Annotated in this window: 23 protein-coding genes; 20 read left to right on the top strand and 3 right to left on the bottom strand. The window is 65.5% G+C overall.

The features are described 5' to 3' along the window. Positions 1–921 (bottom strand): flagellar motor protein MotB, encoded by a 921-nt coding sequence (locus WDN01_07370; GenBank protein ID MEJ0025830.1) that lies wholly within the window; start codon positions 919–921, stop codon positions 1–3. A gap of 115 nt (positions 922–1,036) precedes the next feature. Between WDN01_07370 and WDN01_07365 the strand changes: the two genes are divergently transcribed. The 10 genes from WDN01_07365 (at position 1,037) to WDN01_07320 (ending at position 10,143) form a co-directional block, all read left to right on the top strand. Next, complete coding sequence (locus WDN01_07365; GenBank protein MEJ0025829.1) at positions 1,037–1,522, top strand: flavin reductase family protein; 486 nt, start codon at positions 1,037–1,039, stop codon at positions 1,520–1,522. A gap of 294 nt (positions 1,523–1,816) precedes the next feature. Further along, complete coding sequence (locus tag WDN01_07360) at positions 1,817–3,442, top strand: porin (GenBank protein MEJ0025828.1); 1,626 nt, start codon at positions 1,817–1,819, stop codon at positions 3,440–3,442. A gap of 57 nt (positions 3,443–3,499) precedes the next feature. Then, positions 3,500–4,531 (top strand): phosphate ABC transporter substrate-binding protein PstS, encoded by a 1,032-nt coding sequence (gene pstS / locus WDN01_07355; GenBank protein ID MEJ0025827.1) that lies wholly within the window; start codon positions 3,500–3,502, stop codon positions 4,529–4,531. A gap of 87 nt (positions 4,532–4,618) precedes the next feature. After that, positions 4,619–5,017: a LysR family transcriptional regulator gene (locus tag WDN01_07350; protein MEJ0025826.1), complete on the top strand. Its 399-nt coding sequence runs from the start codon at positions 4,619–4,621 to the stop codon at positions 5,015–5,017. A 58-nt stretch (positions 5,018–5,075) separates the two neighbouring features. Further along, positions 5,076–5,546, top strand: a complete 471-nt coding sequence (locus WDN01_07345) for a MarR family transcriptional regulator (GenBank protein ID MEJ0025825.1) — start codon at positions 5,076–5,078, stop codon at positions 5,544–5,546. Positions 5,547–5,557: 11 nt separating this feature from the next. Further along, entirely contained in the window at positions 5,558–6,694 is a 1,137-nt protein-coding gene (locus WDN01_07340; protein MEJ0025824.1) for an HlyD family secretion protein, read from the top strand. Between the two features lie 13 nt (positions 6,695–6,707). Then, on the top strand, positions 6,708–8,273 hold the full coding sequence (locus WDN01_07335) for a DHA2 family efflux MFS transporter permease subunit (GenBank protein ID MEJ0025823.1): 1,566 nt from the start codon (positions 6,708–6,710) through the stop codon (positions 8,271–8,273). Beyond that, positions 8,273–9,151: an NAD(P)-dependent oxidoreductase gene (locus WDN01_07330; GenBank protein MEJ0025822.1), complete on the top strand. Its 879-nt coding sequence runs from the start codon at positions 8,273–8,275 to the stop codon at positions 9,149–9,151. Before WDN01_07335 ends, WDN01_07330 begins: the two co-directional genes overlap by 1 nt. Further along, positions 9,151–9,756: a TetR family transcriptional regulator gene (locus tag WDN01_07325; protein ID MEJ0025821.1), complete on the top strand. Its 606-nt coding sequence runs from the start codon at positions 9,151–9,153 to the stop codon at positions 9,754–9,756. Before WDN01_07330 ends, WDN01_07325 begins: the two co-directional genes overlap by 1 nt. A gap of 114 nt (positions 9,757–9,870) precedes the next feature. Continuing rightward, complete coding sequence (locus WDN01_07320; protein ID MEJ0025820.1) at positions 9,871–10,143, top strand: hypothetical protein; 273 nt, start codon at positions 9,871–9,873, stop codon at positions 10,141–10,143. Here the strand turns inward: WDN01_07320 and hemB are convergent. Continuing rightward, complete coding sequence (hemB, locus tag WDN01_07315; protein ID MEJ0025819.1) at positions 10,129–11,130, bottom strand: porphobilinogen synthase; 1,002 nt, start codon at positions 11,128–11,130, stop codon at positions 10,129–10,131. The two genes, WDN01_07320 and hemB, sit on opposite strands and share 15 nt — an antisense overlap. Before the next feature lie 56 nt (positions 11,131–11,186). Here hemB and WDN01_07310 point away from each other — a divergent pair, with 56 nt between their 5' ends. The 6 genes from WDN01_07310 to WDN01_07285 all read left to right on the top strand — a co-directional run bounded on the left by WDN01_07310 (position 11,187) and on the right by WDN01_07285 (position 15,556). Continuing rightward, entirely contained in the window at positions 11,187–11,498 is a 312-nt protein-coding gene (locus tag WDN01_07310; protein ID MEJ0025818.1) for a hypothetical protein, read from the top strand. Continuing rightward, positions 11,498–12,640 (top strand): isobutyryl-CoA dehydrogenase, encoded by a 1,143-nt coding sequence (locus WDN01_07305; GenBank protein MEJ0025817.1) that lies wholly within the window; start codon positions 11,498–11,500, stop codon positions 12,638–12,640. The genes WDN01_07310 and WDN01_07305 overlap by 1 nt, the downstream gene beginning before the upstream one ends. A gap of 98 nt (positions 12,641–12,738) precedes the next feature. Beyond that, entirely contained in the window at positions 12,739–13,245 is a 507-nt protein-coding gene (locus tag WDN01_07300) for a winged helix DNA-binding protein (protein MEJ0025816.1), read from the top strand. 114 nt (positions 13,246–13,359) lie between these two features. Further along, a complete protein-coding gene (locus WDN01_07295; GenBank protein ID MEJ0025815.1) occupies positions 13,360–13,947 on the top strand; it encodes a DUF1345 domain-containing protein in 588 nt (195 codons plus the stop codon). Positions 13,948–14,126: 179 nt separating this feature from the next. Beyond that, positions 14,127–15,344 carry a 5-aminolevulinate synthase gene (gene hemA, locus WDN01_07290; GenBank protein ID MEJ0025814.1) on the top strand — a complete coding sequence of 406 codons (1,218 nt, stop codon included), beginning with the start codon at positions 14,127–14,129 and terminating at the stop codon, positions 15,342–15,344. Next, a complete protein-coding gene (locus WDN01_07285; protein MEJ0025813.1) occupies positions 15,344–15,556 on the top strand; it encodes a hypothetical protein in 213 nt (70 codons plus the stop codon). Before hemA ends, WDN01_07285 begins: the two co-directional genes overlap by 1 nt. Here the strand turns inward: WDN01_07285 and WDN01_07280 are convergent. After that, positions 15,553–15,993 (bottom strand): MucR family transcriptional regulator, encoded by a 441-nt coding sequence (locus WDN01_07280; GenBank protein MEJ0025812.1) that lies wholly within the window; start codon positions 15,991–15,993, stop codon positions 15,553–15,555. The two genes, WDN01_07285 and WDN01_07280, sit on opposite strands and share 4 nt — an antisense overlap. Positions 15,994–16,411: 418 nt before the next feature. Between WDN01_07280 and glyA the strand changes: the two genes are divergently transcribed. From glyA to ribD, 4 genes are read left to right on the top strand one after another with little or no spacing between them, the layout of a single operon-like run. Next, complete coding sequence (gene glyA, locus WDN01_07275) at positions 16,412–17,683, top strand: serine hydroxymethyltransferase (GenBank protein MEJ0025811.1); 1,272 nt, start codon at positions 16,412–16,414, stop codon at positions 17,681–17,683. A 12-nt stretch (positions 17,684–17,695) separates the two neighbouring features. Continuing rightward, positions 17,696–18,160 carry a transcriptional regulator NrdR gene (gene nrdR / locus WDN01_07270; protein MEJ0025810.1) on the top strand — a complete coding sequence of 155 codons (465 nt, stop codon included), beginning with the start codon at positions 17,696–17,698 and terminating at the stop codon, positions 18,158–18,160. 25 nt (positions 18,161–18,185) lie between these two features. Beyond that, a complete protein-coding gene (locus WDN01_07265; protein ID MEJ0025809.1) occupies positions 18,186–18,968 on the top strand; it encodes a CPBP family intramembrane glutamic endopeptidase in 783 nt (260 codons plus the stop codon). Next, complete coding sequence (gene ribD, locus WDN01_07260; protein MEJ0025808.1) at positions 18,965–20,068, top strand: bifunctional diaminohydroxyphosphoribosylaminopyrimidine deaminase/5-amino-6-(5-phosphoribosylamino)uracil reductase RibD; 1,104 nt, start codon at positions 18,965–18,967, stop codon at positions 20,066–20,068. Before WDN01_07265 ends, ribD begins: the two co-directional genes overlap by 4 nt.

The raw sequence follows: 20,068 nt of genomic DNA, 5'->3' as shown, positions 1-20,068 counted from the left end.
TTACAGTTGATGGCCCGGCGGCACCGGCGGCGCCTCGCGCAGGAGCACGATGCTGAGCCGGCGATTGGCCGAGGCGTTGGGGTCTTCCGGCAGGAGCGGCTCCGACCCGGCCTTGCCGGCGACCTCATAGATGCGGTCCTGGACCAGCCCGCCGGATGTGAGCAGCGCCCGCGCCGCATTGGCCCGCGCCGAGGACAATTCCCAATTGGTGGTGCCGCCGGGGCCCTCGAACGGCGTCGCCTCGGTGTGGCCGCCGATCGACACGCGATTCGGCAGCCGGTCGATGATCTTGCCGATCTCGGCGAGCAGCCGCTTGGTGTAAGGCATCGGCTCGGCGGTGCCCTGCTGAAACATCGGGCGGCCGTCCTGGTCGACCAGCTGGATGCGCAGGCCCTCCGGCGTGTTGTCGATGATCACCTGCTTGGAGAGCGTCGCGATGTCGGGATTGTCCTGGATCGCCTGGTGGATGGCTTCGGCGGCATGTTCGAAATCGCCGTCCTGGGTGGAGGCCGTGCCGTTGCCGTCGGCCGCGCCCGCGGCGCCCTGGCTGTCGGCGTCGGAGGCGCCGCCATGGGCGGTGCCGGTCTGGGTCGAGCGGGTGGGCGTGGCGGGCGAGGTCGGGCTGTTCTTCTGGAACACCGAGGCCGCGCCGCCGGCCTTGGAATTGTCTTCGCTCATCACCTTGCCGCCGAGCACGCTGCCGGCGCCGCTGATGGTTTCGGCGATGCTCTGCGGTGCGAAATAGTCGGCGATGCCGCGCTTCTGTTCCGGCGTGGTCGTGTTGATCAGCCACATGAGAAGGAAGAACGCCATCATCGCCGTCACGAAGTCGGCATAGGCGACTTTCCACGCGCCGCCGTGATGGCCGCCGTGACCGCCCTTCTTGATGCGCTTGATGACGACCGCGCCGTCGCTGGCCATGGCCCTTGATCCCGCTCTATCACCCGTAGACGGGTGGAGCGGTCTTTGCGCCGCACCATGCCTCGCCTAACCTGCGAACAATGCCTGATCGCCGCTTAACCGAGTGTGAAACGCCATGACCTTCGATACCCGCGCCTTCCGCACTGCGCTGGGCAGCTTCCCGACCGGCGTCGCCGTCGTGACCACCATGATCAGCGCCGAGCATCACATGGGAATCACCGTCAATTCCTTCACCTCGGTTTCCCTCGATCCGCCGCTGGTGCTCTGGTGCATGGACCGCAAATCGGATCGTTACCAGGCTTTTACCAAGGCCGACTGCTACACCGTCAGCATTCTCGGCACGGCGCATCAGGAAGTCTCGTCGCGGCTGGCGAGCCGCGGCAACCACAGCCTCGACGGCATCGCCTTGAGTGCGACGACGCTCGGCCCGCCGGCGCTCGCCAATGCGCTGGCGGTCTTCGAATGCGAGGCGCAGACGGTGCACGATGCCGGCGATCACGCGATCCTGATCGGCCGCGTCGTCCATTTCTCGCGCCAGGATGGCGGCCCGCCGCTCGTCTTCTATCGCGGCAAATACGGCGCGCTGGCGCAACCGGCATAATCGCGAGTCGCCCCCGGCGCGGGGCGTTGCGGAATAGGCGTTCCGGCCGGGCGCATTCGGCCCGCTATACCCGCGCCGGCGGCCGAAAATCCGTTTTTTCCGCCCTGTGCCCCGGATGTCACGGCGGAATGCCCTGAATCGGCGCGCCGAATCCGCTGTCGCATTAGCTTCACAAATCCGTCACTCCGCCGTTGTGCTCCGCTGAAAAGAAGCGGCCGCGGAAGGGCACGACGTCCGGGCAGACCCTTTCCAAACCATTTTTTGAAGAGGGGTTCCATGCAAGGGAAATCATTTTTGCTGACCACGGTTGCCGTGGTCGCCTTGGCCGCGTCTTCCGGCGCCGGCTATGCCAAATCCGATTCGAGCTATTCGTCGTCGCCGCCGCCGGCGAGCGCGTCCGGCCCGAGCAATGCCGAGCTGGCCGCGCGCATCGACGCGCTGGAAGCCGAGCTCGCTGCCGCCGAAGAGCACCGCAACGCCGACCACAGCCGCCTCTCCACGCTCGAGCAGAATTTCAACGACACGACCTGGTCGTTCGACAACGGTCGTCCGACCGTGAAGTCCGGCGACGGCCGCTTCACCATGGCGATCCGCGTGCGTTTCCAGAGCGACTTCGCGGGCTTCATGCAGGACTCGACTCACCCCGCCGGCTTCGCCGGTCCGGGCGATCTGTCCTCGGGTGCCGTCATCCGCCGCGCCTATTTCGGCGTCGAAGGTAAGGTGTTCAACGACTTCGCGTACGAATTCCGCCTGAATGCGGGCGGCACCAATGGCGGCCTGGGCAACACCCCGGTCCCGGCCGGCACGGCGGGCGCGTTCCCGACCGCCGGCGAAGGCGACCCGATCCTGAACAAGGCGGTCATCACCTATACCGGCATTCCGCACTGGCACTTCAACGTCGGCGTGATCGAGCCGGCCTTCATGTTCGAAGGCACGACCTCCTCGGCCTCGCTGATCTTCCTGGAGCGTCCGGAGATCGACAACATCGCAGCCGACAGCTTCGGCGCCGGCGACTCGCGTCGCGGCATCGAAATCGGCTGGCAGAAGACCGACACGCTGTGGGCGGGTGACAACCTTGCCGGCACCTTCGCCTACACCGGCAACAAGACGGGCTCCGCCAACAACCACGGCAATGGCGGCGACGAGAACAACCAGATCCTCGGCCGCGTGTCCGAACGTCTGTGGACGGACGGCGTCGCGTCGAACATCCAGATCGGCGCCAGCGGCGCGCATGTCTTCAGCTCCGGCTCGGTGACCCCGGGCGGCGTTGCGGGCTCGGGCTGCTCGACGGCAACCCCGCCGGTTTGCGGCAATGGCGGCACGGCGCAGTTCAATCTCCAGGATCGTCCCGAAATCCGCGTCGACGGCACGCGCCTCATCTCGACCGGCGGCGTCAACGCCAAGACGGCCGACATGTTCGCGGTCGACTTCGGCGGCAACTGGAACAACTTCTTCCTCGGCGGCGAATATTCGCAGTTCACGCTCGACCGCAATCCGACGCTGGGCAGCCCGGTGGTCATCGACCATCCGACCTTCTCCGGCTGGTACCTGGAAGGTTCGTGGATCCTGACCGGCGAGGCGAAGCAGTACACGCCCGGCGCGATCAACAACGAAGTCGGCGGCTTCCAGGCCCCGATCCCGGCCTCGCCCTTCTCCTGGAACGGAAATTCCTGGGGCGCGTGGGAACTGGCCGTGCGCTACAGCAACACCGACCTCAACTGGCACACCAATGTCGCCAGCGGCGTGTTCGGCGGCGAGGAGCGGATCGTGGCGATCGCGCTCAACTGGTACCTGAACCGCAACATCCGCCTGATGATCGACGACAATATCGTCAGCGTGAAAAAGGGAACGCTCGCGATCCCGAACCGCGATGGTCAGGACCTGAACATCGTCGGCGTTCGTTTGCAGTTCGCGAATTAGTCGCAGGCTTGGGGTAAAACCGGGGGGCGAGAGCCCCCCAGACCGAAAGAGGATCCTATGAGAATTTCGTTGAAGCTAATCGCCGTAGCGCTTGCGGGACTCGCATGCGCCGCGACGGCCGCAGTCGCCGCGGAAATTTCCGGCGCAGGCGCGACCTTTCCCTATCCGATCTATGCCAAATGGGCCCAGTCCTATAAGGGCGTGAGCGGCGTCGGCCTGAACTACCAGTCGATCGGTTCCGGCGGCGGCATCGCGCAGATCAAGGCGCGCACCGTGACGTTCGGCGCCTCGGACATGCCCCTGCCGACCAAGCAGCTCGATGCCCTGGGTCTGACCCAGTTCCCGACCGTGATCGGCGGCATCGTTCCGGTCTACAACATCCCCGGCGTCGCGGCCGGCCAGCTCGTGCTGGACGGTGCAACCCTGGCCAACATCTATCTCGGCCACGTCACGCGCTGGGACGATCCGGCGATCAAGAAGCTCAACCCGGGCGTCAATCTCCCCGGCCAGGCGATCGCCGTCGTGCATCGCTCGGACGGATCGGGCACCACCTTCGTCTATTCGACCTACCTCGCGCGCGTCAGCAACGAGTGGAAGACCAATGTCGGCGCCAACACGTCGGTCGATTGGCCGCTCGGCATCGGCGCCAAGGGTAACGAAGGCGTTGCCGGCAACGTGGCGCAGACCGCCGGTTCGATCGGCTATGTCGAATACGCCTACGCCCTGCAGAACCATCTGAAGTATGCGCGCATGCAGAACAAGGATGGCAAGGTCGTCGAGCCGTCGCTCGCGACCTTCGGTGCGGCCGGCTCGCATGCCGACTGGGCCTCCGCGGCGCAGAACAGCTTCTACATCATCCTCGTCGACCAGCCCGGCGCCGACTCCTGGCCGATCACGGCGACGACCTACATCCTGATGTACAAGCAGCCGTCCGATCCGGCGGCCTCGGCCGAGACGCTGAAGTTCTTCAAATGGGCCTACGCCAATGGCGACGACGCCGCGAAGAGCCTGATCTACGTCCCGCTGCCGGACAATGCCGTGCAGGCGATCCAGGCGAGCTGGAAGCAGATCCAGGGCTCGGGCATGTAATCACCACTCCGTGGTGTGAGGGCAGGGACGGATCGCAGGATCCGTCCCTGTTTTCTTTTGTGCGGGGCCGGCTCAATATTTTGCACCATGACGCGCCTGACGATTCGGATCGATTTCGCCGACGGAACGGCTCTGGGCCCCGGCAAGGTGCGGCTCCTGGAGCTGGTGGCGGAGACCGGCTCGATCCGCAAGGCGGCGGCCGCGATGAAGATGAGCTACCGCCGCGCCTGGCTGCTTCTGAAGGCGCTGGACGATATGTTCGGCGAGAAGCTGTCGCAGACCGCCACCGGCGGCAAGGAGGGCGGCGGCGCCCGCCTGTCGCCCCTGGGGCGTGCCGTCGTGGCGCGGTACAGACGGGTCGAGAGCGCCGCCAGCGGCACGGCGTCGCAGGACTTGAAGGCCCTGGCCAAGGCCTTGGCGTCCCAGCAAAAAGGCCGAAAATTGGCGCCAAGGCCCACAACGAAATTGAAAAGGAAGCCGGCTTAATGTCTTGCATGATAATATAACGCCGCTTATGTTATCACTGCTTAAGAATTTGAGACCGATGTCCGAATCCCTCGACCGCGATCTGCTGATCGTCCTGCATGACGTCGCCCGTGCCCTGCGCACGCGCTTCGATCAGAAGGCGCGCGCCAGTCACGCGATGACGCGGGCGCAGTGGATCATCCTGTCGCGCCTGGAGCGCCAGCCGGGCATGTCGCAAAACGAGATGGCGGCGATCTGCGAAGTCGAGCCGATCACCGTCGCCCGCCTCGTCGATCGCCTCGAAGCGCGCGGGCTGGTGGAGCGGCGCAGCGATCCGTCCGACCGGCGCATCCGCCGGCTCCATCTGTTGCCCGCCGCGAAGCCCATCCTGAAGATCATCACCGAGGCGCGAGAAGCGATGAGCGAACGCATCATCGCCGGCCTCGACGAGAAGACCCGCGAGACGCTGATCGACGCGCTGCTGGTGATCAAAGAAAATCTTGCAAACGAAGCCCCGGCCGACCACACGCTGGTCCAGGCCGGAGAGTAGAAAGCACCGTCATGTCCGCCATGAGAACCGATTCCGTCGATTACGCCGCATCCGGCGTGGGGAGCCGCGTGCGCGATTGGGCCGCGTCGATCTGGGCCGACAAGGCGCGGCTGCGCCGCATCGCCATGATCTGGGGCCTGGCGCTCATCCTCGCCGTGGCGCTCTATTTCTACCTGACCGGCGGGCGCTATGTGTCGTCGGACGACGCCTATGTGCATGCGGCCAAGCTGATGGTCTCGACCGATGTGTCGGGCCTGGTGCAGGACGTCGACGTCCATGAGGGCCAGCAGGTCAAGGCCGGCGAAATCCTGTTCCGCCTCGATCCGCGCCCGTTCCAGATCGCGCTCGACAACGCCAAGGCCGCGCTGGCGCAGACCGTCCAGGATGTCGAGGGCACCAAGGCGCAGTACCGCTCGATCGTCGGCCAGATCGCGTCGCAGCAGGCGCAGCTCGACCTGAATGCCAAGACCTATGCACGCTATGTCGCGCTCCAGCGCCAGAACGCCATCGCGGGCACGCAGGTCGATCAGGCCCGCGGCGCGCTGCAAAGCGCCCAGGCGATGCTGGTATCGCTGCAGCAGCAGGCGCGCCAGACCCTCGCCCAGCTCAACAACAACCTGGACATCCCCGCGACCCGGACGCCGGCTTACATGCGCGCGCAGGCCGCCGTCGCCGAAGCGCAGCGCCAGCTCGATCACACCGTCGTGCGCGCGCCCTTCGACGGCATCGTGAGCGAGGTGGACTCGCTGCAGCCCGGAACGCTGGTGATTTCCGCGATGTCCGCGTTCACGACGACGAGCGCGGTCGGCCTGATCGCCAGCAAGAATGTCTGGATCGAGGCCAATCTGAAGGAGACCGAACTGACCTATGTCCGCAAGGGCAATCCGGTGGACTTCTCGGTCGACACCTATCCTGGCTGCGATTTCAAGGGCGTGGTAGATTCGATCAGCGCCGGCAGCGACTCGCAATTCTCGGCCCTGCCGGCGGAGAATGCGAGCGGCAATTGGGTGAAGGTCGTCCAGCGCATCCCGGTCCGCGTCCGAGTCACGCAAAATTCCTGCAACGTCCCGCTCCGCGCGGGGCTGAGCACGGTGATCTCGATCGACACCGGAGAGCGCCGCTGGTCGCGCCTGCTCGACAGCATCTGACAGAGACACCGCGATGTCGGCGCACGCCGCAACCATCCATACCGCCGACTCCTACGAGAACAAGGTAGAACTGTGGATCGTGCTGGCCGCGTCGATGGCCGGCACGCTGATGCAGGCCCTGGATTCGACGATCGCCAATGTCGCGCTGCCCTATATGCAGGGCGAGCTGTCGGCGTCGCGCGACCAGATCACCTGGGTGCTGACCTCCTACATCGTTGCCGCGGCGATCATGACCGCGCCGGTCGGCTGGATCGCCTCGCGCTTCGGCAAGCGCAACTTCCTCCTGATCTCGCTGACCGGCTTCACCATCACCTCGATGATGTGCGGCGCGGCGCAGTCGCTCGAGCAGATGGTCCTGTTCCGCCTGCTGCAGGGCTGTTTCGGCGCGGCGCTGTCGCCGCTCAGCCAGGCGGTGATGCTCGACCTCTACCCGCCGCATAAGCGCGGCAATATCATGGCGATCTGGGGCATGGGCGTGATGCTCGGCCCGATCCTGGGCCCGACGCTGGGCGGCTATCTGACCGAGGCCTATAGCTGGCGCTGGGTGTTCTACGTCAACGTGCCGTTCGGCATCGCCGCCGTCACCGGCATCTGGCTCTTCTTCAAGGACAGCCCGCACGATCGCGGCCTGCGCTTCGACTGGTTCGGCTTCGGCGCGCTCGCCGTGGGCTTGGCCTCGCTGCAGCTCGTGCTGGATCGCGGCACCGGCCAGGGCTGGTTCGATTCCGGCGAGATCATCCTGGAGGCGCTGATCGCCGGCATTGGCATCTATCTCTTCCTCGCGCACATGCTGACGGCAAAGACGCCGTTTATTCCTCCCGGGATTTTCGCCGACCGCAATTTCCTGTTCGGCCTGATCCTGATGTTTGCGCTCGGCGCCGTGCTGCTGGCGAGTTCGGCGCTGCTTCCACCGTTTCTGCAAAACCTTGCCGGCTACAGCGTCTACCAGACCGGCATGCTGATGGCGCCACGCGGCTTCGGCACCATGTTCGCGATGATGTTCGCCGGCCGCATGGCGCTGCGCTTGGATCCGCGCGTGCTGATGACGGTGGGTGCCGGAATGCTGTCCTGGTCGATGTGGGACATGGCCGGCTGGACGCCGCAGATCGACGACTGGACCCTGATCTGGGTGACCTTCATCCAGGGCGTCGGCATGGGCTTCGTCTTCGTGCCGATGAATCTCACGGCCTTCGCGACGCTGGCGCCGCAATTCCGCACCGACGGCACCGCGCTGACCAATCTGATGCGAAATGTCGGCAGCGCCATCGGCGTCAGCGTGACGACCTCGGTCCTGGGCGGCAGCGTTCAGGTCGCCCATTCGCTGCTCAGCCAATACGCCTCGCCGTTCAACCGCGCGCTCGGCGTCAACGGGCCGTCCCTGATGATGAGCCCGCAGATCCCGCTCGGCCTCACCAATCTCAACAACATGATCGAATTTCGCGCGCAGGTGATAGGCTTTCAGAACGACTTCCTGTTCATGTTCTATGTGAGCTTGCCGACGATTCTGATCATCTGGCTGATGAAGCGCCCGACCTTCCAGTCCGGCGCGCCCCAGCCCGCCGCGGAGGTCATGGAATAATGCGCGTCGCATTCTTGGGATTGGGCGTCATGGGATACCCGATGGCGGGCCATCTCAAGCGCGCCGGGCACGACCTGACCGTTTTCAACCGCACGACCGCCAAGGCCGAACGCTGGGTGGAGGAATATGGCGGCGTATCGGCGCCCACGCCGGCCGAGGCGGCCGCGAACGCCGACGTCGTTCTGGCCTGTGTCGGCCGCGACGACGACGTGCGCGAAGTGGCGACCGGCCGCCACGGCGCCTTCATCACCATGAAGCGCGACGCCGTCTTCATCGACCACACCACGGCCTCTGCCGGCCTCGCGCGCGAGCTTGCCGAGGAAGCGCTGCGGCGTGGCATGTATTTCCTCGACGCGCCGGTCTCCGGCGGAGAGCAGGGCGCCAGGAACGGACAATTGACCATCATGTGCGGCGGCTCGTCCGCGGCCTACGCCAAGGCGGAGCCGGTGATGGCCGCCTATGCGCGGCAGTGTCGCCTGATGGGCGAAGCGGGCGCGGGACAATTGACCAAGATGGTCAACCAGATCTGTATCGCCGGCTTGGTGCAGGCGCTGTCGGAAGGACTGAGCTTTGCCAACGCCGCGGGGCTCGATCCCCTCGCCGTTGTCGAGGTCATTTCGAAGGGCGCGGCGCAGTCCTGGCAAATGGAAAATCGTCACAAGACCATGCTCTTGGGACAGTTTCGACATGGTTTCGCCGTAGAGTGGATGCGCAAGGATATTGCGATCTGCTTGGACGAGGCGCGTCGGAACGGAACGACGCTTCCCGTGACATCCTTGGTGGATCAGTTTTACGCGGAGGTCGAGAATATGGGCGGCAAACGCTGGGATACGTCCAGCCTCTTCGCGCGACAGGAAGCACAGCGGAAGAAGGATTGATGGACAGCACAAATCCGTCCACGCAGCCTGTACGGGCGCGGGCTTATCACCATGGCGATCTGCGTAACGCTCTTCTCGATGCGGCGCGGAAGATTCTGGAAGAAGAATCCCTGGCGCAGCTCAGTCTGCGCGCCGTCGCCCGCCGGGCCGGCGTGAGCCATGCCGCCCCCTACCGGCATTTTCCCAACCACGAGTCGCTCCTCGTCGAGCTCGCCGTCGAGGGTTTTGTCGAATTGCGCGCCGAGCTCCAGGCCGCCGGCAGTTCGACCGGCGCCGAGTCCGACCGCATCGCCAAGATCGGCGCGGCTTATATGCGCTTCGTGGTCCGCCGGCCCGAATTGACCAGCCTGATGTTCGGACCGCAGCTTCCCAATCGCGACGCGTTTCCCGAACTCGGCACCGCCGCCGATGCCATCGGCGCCGAGATCGGCGCCGCGCTGCACGACTCGGCGCTGGGATTGGCGGTGTGGGCCGCGGTGCATGGATTGGCGATGCTGATCCTCAGAAACGTCATTGACCTCGGTCAGCGCAAATCCGGATTGGATGTGCTGCCGTCGCGCGCCGAGATCATTTTACGCAGTTTGTTTTCGACAAGGCGGGATTGAGTTCGTCCCAGTACGTGGAAGTTCGAACGCAGTCAGCAAACCAAAGTATGGGGAACGGGTCGGTCCGGAGGCGATTTACATCGTCTCTATTGGACGACCGTATATCCATACTTTATGAGCACCGCCATGCAAAGAATCTTCATTTCCGCATTCGCCCTTCTGGGGCTGTCCGGCTGCGCGTTTTTCGCCATCGCGCCGCCGAAAGCGGGCATGGCGGCCGTGAGCGAATCCTGCCGCTTCGAATCGTCGACCGACTTGTCGATGCACGGATTGGTCAACGGCGAATCGGCGCAGGAACGCGACGCGATATTCGAAAAGACCTATCGAAGCTGTATGGCGGAAAAGGGATACGACATCCCGCCCCGCTCCCCTTCAGCCAGCCCTTAACAGGCGCGCCGCATCGCGGGCGAAATAGGTGAGGATGCCGTTGGCGCCGGCGCGCTTGAAGGCGAGCAGGCTCTCCAGGATCACGCGGTCGCGCTCCAGCCAGCCGCGCTCGATGGCGGCCATCAGCATCGAATACTCGCCCGACACCTGATAGGCGAAGGTCGGCATCTTGAATTCGTCCTTCACGCGGCGGACGAGGTCGAGATAGGGCATGCCCGGCTTGACCATCACCATGTCGGCGCCCTCGGCGATGTCGAGCGCGACCTCGCGCAGGGCCTCGTCGCCGTTCGCCGGATCCATCTGGTAGGTCCGTTTGTCGCCGATCAACGCCTTGGCCGAGCCGACCGCGTCGCGGAACGGGCCGTAGAACGCCGACGCGTATTTGGCCGCATAGGCCATGATCAGCGCGTCCTTGAAGCCGTTGGTCTCCAGCGCGGCGCGGATCGCGCCGACGCGGCCGTCCATCATGTCGGACGGCGCGATGATGTCGCAGCCCGCCTCGGCCTGGACCAGCGCCTGGCGCACCAGGATGTCGAGCGTCGCGTCGTTGTCGACATTGGCGTCGTTGCCGTCCATCACGCCGTCATGGCCGTGGCTGGTATAGGGATCGAGCGCCACGTCGCACAGGACGCCGATCTGCGGCACCGCCTTCTTCAGCGCGCGGGTGGCGCGGCAGACGAGGTTGTTCGCGTTCGTCGATTCCCGGCCGTCCGGCGTCTTGAGCGACGGCTCGGTATAGGGGAACAGCGCGATGACGGGAATGCCGAGCCTGGCCGCTTCTTCCGCCGCCGCCGGCACCTGGTCCACGGACAGCCGCTCGACGCCGGGCATCGAGGGGACGGATTCGCGCTTCTTCTCGCCGTCGACGACGAAGATCGGCCAGATGAAATCGCTGGCGGACAGCGTGTGCTCGGCAACAAGCTTTCGCGTCCAGTCGTGCCGGCGCAACCGGCGCATGCGAAGGGCGGGGAAGCGGGCCTCGGTCATGCGGGTCTCTTGCCAACTTGTCCGCGCGGATGCAAGCAGCGGGCAGGGAGACCGCCATGCGCCTTGCCGTTGCCGCCTTCGCCGGATGCCTGACCGCCACCGCCGCGTTGGCCGGCGCGCCTGACTATGCGGTCGCCAAGGCCGATGTCGATCTCTACCTCGACATCCTGCGCGCCGCCGCGGCGCACAACGCGCATCTGGCCGGAGACGACAAGGCGGCGGTCGGCGGCTTCGGCGCGGCGCAGCTCGCCCGCGCGAAGCGGGAGACCGATGCCGCCAACGCCGACAAGCCGCTGATCGCGCCGCATGTGGCGGAAATCGTGTCGCTGAAGAAGCAGATCGGCGGCTTCATGTTCGGAGGACGATGATGGATTTCGCTCTCAACGAGGATCAGCGGGCGGTCGAGGACGCGGCACGGCGTTTCGCCAGGGATCGCCTCACCCCCTTCGCCGCGGAATGGGACGCCGAGGAATTCTTCCCGGTCGAGACCTTGCGCGAGGCTGCGGCGCTCGGCTTCGCCGGCATCTATGTGAAATCCGATGTCGGCGGCTCCGAGCTGAGCCGGCTCGACGCCGCGATCATCATGGAGGAGCTGTCTGCCGGCTGCACCTCGACCGCCGCCTTCATCTCCATCCACAACATGGCGTCCTGGATGATCGACCGCTTCGGCAACGAGGAGCAGCGCAGGCGCTTGCTGCCGAAGATGACCACGATGGAAAAGATCGCCAGCTATTGCCTGACCGAGCCGGGCGCGGGCTCCGACGCGGCGAGCCTGAAGACGCGCGCCGTCAGGGACGGCGACAGCTACGTCCTCAACGGCGCCAAGGCCTTCATCTCCGGCGCCGGCGTTTCGGACGTCTATGTCTGCATGGTGCGCACCGGCGAGGACGGCCCCAAGGGCGTCTCCTGCGTCGTGGTGGAAAAAGGCACGCCCGGCCTTTCCTTCGGCAAAAAGGAGCGCAAGATGGGCTGGAACAGCCAGCCCACCGCCCAGGTGATTTTCGAGGATTGCCGCGTGCCCATCGCCAACCGCATCGGCGGCGAAGGCGAGGGCTTCCGCATCGCGATGATGGGTCTGGACGGCGGGCGGATCAATATCGGCGCCTGCTCGGTCGGCACCGCGCGCGCCGCACTGGAAGAGGCGCTCGCCTATGCGAAGGACCGCAAGCAGTTCGGCCGCGCGATCGCCGATTTCCAGGCCAGCCAGTTCAAGCTCGCCGACATGGCGACGGAACTCGAAGCGTCGCGCCTGATGATCCGCAGCGCCGCGGCGGCGCTGGACCGGCGCGACCCGGCCGCGACCATGCTGTGCGCCATGGCCAAGCGCTTCGCCACCGACACCGGCTTCAAAATCGCCAACGATGCCCTGCAATTGCACGGCGGCTACGGCTATCTGAAGGACTTTCCGGCCGAGCGCCATGTCCGCGACCTGCGCGTGCATCAGATCCTGGAGGGCACCAACGAGATCATGCGCGTGATCGTGGCGCGCGAGCTGTCACGGCAGCAATAATGCGCTGCGGTGCGGCGACTTTTACCGCCTTTTAAGAAATCGCTCCTAGTCTGCCATTATAACAAAGGTGGGCTTCCGCAAAAAGCGGAAGGAAGACGATGACAGCATTCACGAAGCCGCAGACCGCGGTGCTCGAGAGCACGCGCGTGGAAGCCAAGTACTATCTCGAGACGCTCAATCTCGTGGAGCGCCTGCATCGCCAGTTGCTCGACGTGATCAAGGACGAGCTGGATCGCCGCGACGAGCGCGAGATCAACAGCGTCCAGGCGCTGCTCCTGTTCAATGTCGGCGACCAGGAATTGACCGCCGGCGAACTGCGCACGCGGGGCCACTATCTGGGCTCCAACGTCTCGTACAATCTCAAGAAGCTGGTCGAATCCGGCTATATCCATCACGAACGTTCGGAGGCCGACCGCCGCTCCGTCCTCGTGCGCCTGACGCGCAAGGGCGAGGCGGTGCGCGATATGCTGCGCGAGCTGTTCGAGCGCCATCTGGGCTCGCTCAACGCCGTCGGCAACGTGGCCGCGAACGATCTGGACCTGCTGAACGTGACTTTGAAGCGGCTCGAGCGTTTCTGGATAGATCAGGTCCGCTTCCGGCTGTAATTCGCCTCCAAAAGGCTTAAGACAGGCGGAGGCGCCCGTGTCGAGGAGCCTTCGCCCCTGTCACCGCTTTCGCGCCACGCCAAGCATCACGGCCGGTTCTATGTTGCGCTCCTCGTGGGCGTCGCGTCATACGGGCTCGCGCGGCTGTTCGGCGCGCCGGCGCCGGCCGCGATCGGCGCCGACATGTTCTTCGCGACCTTCCTGGTCTGGAGCGTGTGGCTGGTCTTCATGCTCACCGATGCCGATCTCGCCCGCAAGGCGGACATCGAAGACGTGGGCGCCTTTATCGTCACGATCATGACGCTGGCGGCGATCGCGTATACCTGTTTCGCGATCTTCGCCGCGCTGAACCGCAAGCAGCACGACACGGTCCTGGAGACCTGCCTGACCCTGGCCGGCGCGCCGCTCGGCTGGTTCATGCTGCAGACCGTGATGGCGTTCCGCTACGCCAACATCTACTACCGGCATGACGACGCGAAGGGCTATGTCGCACCGGTCGACTTTCCGAAGTGCAGGGAGCCGGGGCCGCCGGAGTTCGTCTACCTGGCGATGGTGATCGGCATGACCGCGCAGGTCTCCGACACCAACGTCCAGACGACCGACATGCGCAACGCGATCACCGTGCACGCGGTCGTGTCGTTTTTCTTCAATACGGTCCTGATCGCCATGGCGGTCAATGCGGCTATATCCGGCGGGTCCTGAGCCGCTGAGCCTGATCCAGATCAAGGCACCCAGGCCCGGGGCCGGCCAGGATTTGCTGCGATCCTGGGACAAGTCATGTGACAAAAGGCATAGGTTCCGCCGGGCGGATTGGGGTATCTTGCGGCCCGGTTGAATCCGGCCGCGGCCGGCCCAGATCAAGGTTGCATGGGACTGGACATATGGCGTTTCCCTATCTCAACCGCTGCCGCGACGCGCTCGCCGGGCTGAGGCGCGAGGGCCGCTATCGCGTCTTTGCCGATATCGTGCGCCAGCGCGGCGGCTATCCCAAGGCCGATTTCTATACCGACGCCGACAAGCGGCCTATCACGGTGTGGTGCAGCAACGACTATCTCTGCATGGGCCAGCATCCCGTCGTGCTCGCCGCCATGCACGAGGCGATCGACGCTGCCGGTGCCGGCGCCGGCGGCACCCGCAACATCTCGGGCACCACGCATTACCACGTCGAGCTGGAGCGGGAGCTCGCCGATCTGCACGGCAAGGAAGCCGCGCTGCTCTTCACCTCGGGCTACATCTCCAACGACGCGACGCTCGCCACCCTTGGAAAGATCCTTCCGGGCCTGATCGTGTTTTCCGACGAGCTCAACCACGCCTCGATGATCGAGGGCATCAAGCATGGCGGGATGCAGAAGCATCTCTTCCGCCACAACGATCTTCAGCATCTGGAAGCGCTGCTCGCCGCGGCCGATCCCGCGGCGCCCAAGCTGATTGCCTTCGAGTCGGTCTATTCGATGGACGGCGATTTCGGGAAGATCTCGGATTTCTGCGACCTTGCCGAGAAATACGATGCCATCACCTATCTCGACGAAGTCCACGGCGTCGGCCTCTACGGTCCGCGCGGCGCCGGCGTCGCGGCCCGCGATGGCGTGATGCACCGCGTCGACATCGTCGAGGGCACGCTCGCCAAGGCGTTCGGCGTGATGGGCGGCTATATCGCGGCCTCGCCGGAACTCGTCGACTGCATCCGCTCTTTCGCGCCCGGCTTCATCTTCACGACCTCGCTGGCGCCGGCGATCGCGGCCGGCGTGCTCGCCAGCATCCGCCATCTGAAGGCGAGCGACGTCGAGCGCGGCCGCCTGCACGAGCGGGCCGCGCGGCTCAAGCGCCTGTTCGCCGAGGCCGGCCTGCCGGTCATGGATTCGCCCAGCCACATCGTTCCGGTGTTCGTGGGCGACGCGGCGCTGTGCAAATCGGTGTCGGACGCGCTTCTGCGCGATCACGCGATCTATGTGCAGCCCATCAACTTCCCCACCGTGCCGCGCGGCAAGGAAAGGCTGCGCTTCACGCCGTCGCCGATGCACAGCGACGAGATGATGGACGCGCTGGTGCGCGCGCTGGACGAGGTCTGGACGGTGCACCGGCTGAAACGCGCCGCCTGATGCCGCCGGAAAACGGCGATGTCTACGTTGAATTCGTCGTGCAGGGCGCCTTCGTCAAGGTGACGGCCATCGACTCCCGGACGGGCGTCGAAGCAAGCGTGATGGGTCCGGCCGGCGCGTCGCGGGCAGCACTGTCCGACGCCGCGATGCGCAAGCTGAGATACGTCCAGCAGAAGAAGAACGGCGGCGCCCGACCGCCGCCGTCCGGCTAGTTCCGGCGCCGGCCCTTCGGCGGCGAGGTGCGGCCGAGACCGATTTTCTTGGCGAACTCGGACCGCTTGGCCGCGTAATTCGCGGCGACCATCGGATAGTCGGCCGGCAGACCCCACTTCGCGCGATACTGATCGGGCGTCAGCTTGAAGCGCGAGCGCAGATAGCGCTTGAGCATCTTCAGCTTCTTGCCGTCCTCGAGGCAGATCAGATAGTCCGGCGTGATCGACTTCTTCACCGGGATGGCCGGCTTCTGCGAGGTGACGAAATCGACCCCTTCGATGCCGGAAAGCCCGCCCAACGTGGCGTGGACGCTCTTGATCATTGCGGGAAGGTCCCCGACCGCGACGGGGTTGTTGCTGACATAGGCTGCAACGATATCACTGGCCAGTTTCAGAATCTCTTCGGAACGCCCGACCGGCATGTCTTCACTACTCATGGGCACGCACCCTCTACTCATGGGTTTCAATCAACGTATTGGTATTGCTTGGTCTGGGCACGAAATCAATACAAACAACTCTCTTTGCGTGTGTGTGAATTGCCTGCGGCAATTTAGTCTTTTCTATTTGAGTTAACGTCGGTCTCGTCTTGCGGCGATTCTCTAGTCTTTGTGAGACAGCAGTCCCATCGGTCACTTGTCATGAAATCGCTCTCGACTACCCTTCGGAAAGTCTTGGGAGGTCGCGGTCTTCTTCGTATCCGCAAGCACCGGCACGTCGCAGGATTGGGAGGCGCAGGGCGATCTGGCGCTAGATTTGGTAAAGCGGTAGGGGTATCCAGCCGGCGCCGAGGGGCGGCGGCTCCAGCGGTATTCGAGGTCGCAATGCCGGCGGTTCGCCGGCGCCGGGAGAGACGTATTGTCAAGCTTTTTCAATGGAAAACTGGCCGATAGCGATCCCGCTGTCGCGCGCGCGATCGGTCTGGAACTCGGCCGCCAGCGCGAGAAGATCGAGCTGATCGCGTCCGAGAACATCGTCTCGCGCGCGGTCCTCGAAGCGCAGGGCTCGGTGCTGACCAACAAGTACGCGGAAGGCTATCCCGGCCGGCGCTATTATGGCGGCTGCGAGTTCGTCGATATCGCGGAGGAACTCGCGATCGATCGCGCGCGGCAGTTGTTCGATTGCGAGTTCGTCAACGTCCAGCCGCATTCGGGCGCGCAAGCCAACCAGGCCGTGTTCTTCGCCCTGCTGCAACCTGGAGATATTTTTCTCGGCCTCGACCTCGCGGCCGGCGGACATCTGACGCATGGCGCGCCCGCCAACCAGTCGGGCAAATGGTTCAAGCCGGTGTCCTACACCGTGCGCCGCCAGGATCAGCGAATCGACATGGACGAGGTCGAATCGCTCGCCCGCCAGCACAAGCCGAAGATCATCATCGCCGGTGGCTCGGCCTATCCCAGGATCATCGACTTCGCGCGCTTCCGCGCCATCGCCGATTCGGTCGGCGCCTATCTTATGGTGGACATGGCGCATTTCGCCGGATTGGTCGCAGGCGGCGTGCATCCCAATCCGCTGGAGCACGCGCATGTCGTCACGACGACGACGCACAAGACGCTGCGCGGGCCGCGCGGCGGCATGATCCTGTCGCGCGACGCCGAGCTCGGCAAGAAGATCAACTCGGCGGTGTTCCCGGGCCTGCAGGGCGGCCCCCTGATGCACGTCATCGCCGCCAAGGCGGTCGCCTTCGGCGAAGCCCTTCGCCCCGAATTCAAGCTCTACGCGAAGGCGGTGGTCGACAACGCCAAAGTCCTCGCCGAGACGCTGCAGGCGGCGGGTCTGGACATCGTCTCCGGCGGTACCGACACCCATCTCATGCTGGTCGACCTGCGCCCCAAGGGCGCCAAGGGCCGCGACACCGAGAAGGCGCTGGATCGCGCCGCCATCACCACCAACAAGAACGGCGTGCCGTTCGACACGGAAAAGCCGGCGATCACCTCCGGCATCCGCCTGGGCACGCCCGCGGGCACGACGCGCGGCTTCGGCACGGCGGAATTCCGCGAGATCGGCAAGCTGATCGTCGAGATCGTCGAGGCGGTCGCCAGGAACGGCGAAGTCGGCGATGCCGCGGTCGAGGCTTCCGTCGCGGCGCGCGTGCACGATCTTTGCCGCCGATTCCCCATCTACCCATAGACGAGAGCGACCATGCGCTGCCCCTTTTGCGGACACGACGATACCCAGGTGAAGGACAGCCGCCCGAGCGAGGACAATTCGGCGATCCGGCGGCGGCGCCATTGTCCCGAATGCGGCGGCCGCTTCACGACCTTCGAGCGCGTCCAGCTGCGCGAATTGATCGTGGTGAAGAAGAACGGGCGGCGCGAACCCTTCGAGCGCGAGAAGCTCGAACGCTCGATGAACCACGCCCTGCGCAAGCGTCCGGTGGAGCGCGAGCGCATCGACCGCACCATCACCGGTATCGTGCGCCGGCTCGAAAGCATGGGCGAGAACGAAATCCCCTCGCCGGTGATCGGCGAGCTGATCATGCAGGCCCTGCAGAGCCTCGACAAAGTCGCCTATGTGCGCTTCGCCTCGGTCTACAAGAACTTCCGCGAGACCAAGGATTTCGAGGCGCTGATCGGCGAGCTCGACGGCGGGGACGACAAGGCCTAGAACCTTGTCGGAGCGTGACGGGCCGATGGCCGATCAGCTAGCCCAGGAACCCGCACACCGCGACGGCCGCGTGCGGTGGTACGATCTGCTGATCGCGTTCTTCGGCGGAACCCTCGCCGGCATCGTGCTGACGGCTCTGGTGGGCCTCGTCGGCGTCTTGATCGCCATGCGCTACGGCTTCCGGCCGACGGTGGCAAGCCTCACGACCTTCCTGCGCACCAGCTTCGCGACCAACATGGCGACGATCGTGCTGAGCGACGGGGGCTTGCTGGCCGTCGTCTGGCTGGTGGCCCGCCGCCGCTTCGCCCATCCCACCGCGCAATTCTTCGCGCCCGTCCGGTCTTCGGCCGTCGTCTGGGCGATTCTGAGCGGTCTCGGCCTGTCCCTTCTGCTCAATGGCGGCAACGAGCTGCTGGAGCGCGTGCTGCATGTCCGGTTCGAGGAAACCGATATCGAGCGCGTGCTCGAACCGCATGGCGCCGGCCAGTTCGCCGTCGCGCTGGCGGTCGTCGCGCTGTTCGCGCCCTTCATCGAGGAATATTTCTTTCGCGGCGTCTTTCTCGCCTGGGCCCGCCACGCGACGGGCGCCTGGGCGGGGACCGTCATCACCGCGCTCGGCTTCGCTCTGGCGCACGGCCATCTCTTCGTCCATCCCGGCACCCAGGGCCTGGTATTCACCGCCGAGCTGTTCGCCGCCGGCGTGATCCTGGCGCAATGGGTCGTTCGCACCGGCTCGCTGCGGACGTCTTTCGCCGCCCATGCCGCCTACAATGCGACGGCCATCCTGTTCTCGGTGTTCTACCCATGACGACGGAGGCCGACCGCCGTCATATGCGCCACGCGATCGCACTGGCGTCGCGCGGCGTCGGGCGCACCGGCCGGGTACCGTCCGTCGGCTGCGTCATCGTCGGGCCTGACGGCAGCGTCGTCGCGTGCGGCCGGACCGACGAGAGCGGCCGCCCGCATGCCGAAGCTGTGGCGCTCGCCGCGGCTGGCACGGCAGCGCGGGGCGCGACGGCCTATGTGACGCTGGAGCCCTGTTCGCATGTCGGGCTGACCGGCGGCCCCTGCGCCGACCTGCTGATTGCAGCCGGGGTGGCCCGTGTGGTGATCGCCTGCGGCGATCCCGATCCGCGCGTGGACGGGCAGGGCATCGCGAAACTGAAAGCGGCAAAGATCGTCGTCGATCTCGGTCTCGACGAGACCCAGGCGCGTTCGACCCTGGAAGGCTTCTTCAGCCATATCCGGCGCAAGCGCCCCTACGTCACGCTGAAGATCGCCCAGAGCCTGGACGGAAAGACGGCGACGGCCAATGGCGACAGCAAATGGATCACCGGCGAAGAATCCCGTCGCTTCGGACATCTCCTGCGCGCCCGCAACGATGCGATCCTCGTCGGCATCGGCACCGCCCTGGCCGACGATCCGGAGCTGACCTGCCGCGTCGCGGGGCTTGAGCGCTATTCGCCCCTGCGGGTCGTTCTCGACTCGCGCCTGCGGCTGCAGGCGGATTCCAGACTGGCGGCCGGAGCTTTGAAAATTCCAACGGTCGTCTTCACGACGGCCGAGGCTGGCGGCGCGGCGCTTTCCGCCAGGGGCATCGATGTCATCCGTGTCGCGCCCGACGCGCAGGGCAGGCCGGACCTGAATGCAATGCTGACCGAGCTGTCGACCCGGAACGTTACGCGGCTGCTGGTGGAGGGCGGTGCCGCCATCCATGCTGCGTTCCTCGACCGTGGCCTGGCGGACGCGCTGGAGATTTTCACCGCGCCCATCGCGCTGGGCGGCGATGGGCACGATGGGATCGACGTGCTTGCGGCGGCGACGGTCGGCGCGGCGCCCAGGTTTACCCGGGAGTCGGTGCGGAAAATCGGCGCCGATGTGCTGGAAAGCTACCGGGCCAGAGCCTAA

Source organism: Rhizomicrobium sp., from assembly GCA_037200985.1.
Classification (GTDB): Bacteria; Pseudomonadota; Alphaproteobacteria; order Micropepsales; family Micropepsaceae; genus Rhizomicrobium.
This window is presented reverse-complemented; position numbering and strand designations above follow the sequence as displayed.

What these genes read in the sequence shown, in the direction of transcription:
- WDN01_07365 (MEJ0025829.1), top strand. Translation starts at nt 1,037, where the DNA reads ATGACCTTCGATACCCGCGCCTTCCGCACTGCGCTGGGCAGCTTCCCG.
- WDN01_07310 (MEJ0025818.1), top strand. Translation starts at nt 11,187, where the DNA reads ATGCGCCTTGCCGTTGCCGCCTTCGCCGGATGCCTGACCGCCACCGCC.
- WDN01_07285 (MEJ0025813.1), top strand. Translation starts at nt 15,344, where the DNA reads ATGCCGCCGGAAAACGGCGATGTCTACGTTGAATTCGTCGTGCAGGGC.
- WDN01_07330 (MEJ0025822.1), top strand. Translation starts at nt 8,273, where the DNA reads ATGCGCGTCGCATTCTTGGGATTGGGCGTCATGGGATACCCGATGGCG.
- hemA (MEJ0025814.1), top strand. Translation starts at nt 14,127, where the DNA reads ATGGCGTTTCCCTATCTCAACCGCTGCCGCGACGCGCTCGCCGGGCTG.
- WDN01_07280 (MEJ0025812.1), bottom strand. Translation starts at nt 15,993, where the DNA reads ATGAGTAGTGAAGACATGCCGGTCGGGCGTTCCGAAGAGATTCTGAAA.
- pstS (MEJ0025827.1), top strand. Translation starts at nt 3,500, where the DNA reads ATGAGAATTTCGTTGAAGCTAATCGCCGTAGCGCTTGCGGGACTCGCA.
- hemB (MEJ0025819.1), bottom strand. Translation starts at nt 11,130, where the DNA reads ATGACCGAGGCCCGCTTCCCCGCCCTTCGCATGCGCCGGTTGCGCCGG.
- WDN01_07335 (MEJ0025823.1), top strand. Translation starts at nt 6,708, where the DNA reads ATGTCGGCGCACGCCGCAACCATCCATACCGCCGACTCCTACGAGAAC.
- WDN01_07325 (MEJ0025821.1), top strand. Translation starts at nt 9,151, where the DNA reads ATGGACAGCACAAATCCGTCCACGCAGCCTGTACGGGCGCGGGCTTAT.
- WDN01_07370 (MEJ0025830.1), bottom strand. Translation starts at nt 921, where the DNA reads ATGGCCAGCGACGGCGCGGTCGTCATCAAGCGCATCAAGAAGGGCGGT.
- WDN01_07350 (MEJ0025826.1), top strand. Translation starts at nt 4,619, where the DNA reads ATGACGCGCCTGACGATTCGGATCGATTTCGCCGACGGAACGGCTCTG.
- WDN01_07265 (MEJ0025809.1), top strand. Translation starts at nt 18,186, where the DNA reads ATGGCCGATCAGCTAGCCCAGGAACCCGCACACCGCGACGGCCGCGTG.
- nrdR (MEJ0025810.1), top strand. Translation starts at nt 17,696, where the DNA reads ATGCGCTGCCCCTTTTGCGGACACGACGATACCCAGGTGAAGGACAGC.
- WDN01_07320 (MEJ0025820.1), top strand. Translation starts at nt 9,871, where the DNA reads ATGAGCACCGCCATGCAAAGAATCTTCATTTCCGCATTCGCCCTTCTG.
- WDN01_07345 (MEJ0025825.1), top strand. Translation starts at nt 5,076, where the DNA reads ATGTCCGAATCCCTCGACCGCGATCTGCTGATCGTCCTGCATGACGTC.
- ribD (MEJ0025808.1), top strand. Translation starts at nt 18,965, where the DNA reads ATGACGACGGAGGCCGACCGCCGTCATATGCGCCACGCGATCGCACTG.
- WDN01_07340 (MEJ0025824.1), top strand. Translation starts at nt 5,558, where the DNA reads ATGTCCGCCATGAGAACCGATTCCGTCGATTACGCCGCATCCGGCGTG.
- WDN01_07300 (MEJ0025816.1), top strand. Translation starts at nt 12,739, where the DNA reads ATGACAGCATTCACGAAGCCGCAGACCGCGGTGCTCGAGAGCACGCGC.
- WDN01_07305 (MEJ0025817.1), top strand. Translation starts at nt 11,498, where the DNA reads ATGGATTTCGCTCTCAACGAGGATCAGCGGGCGGTCGAGGACGCGGCA.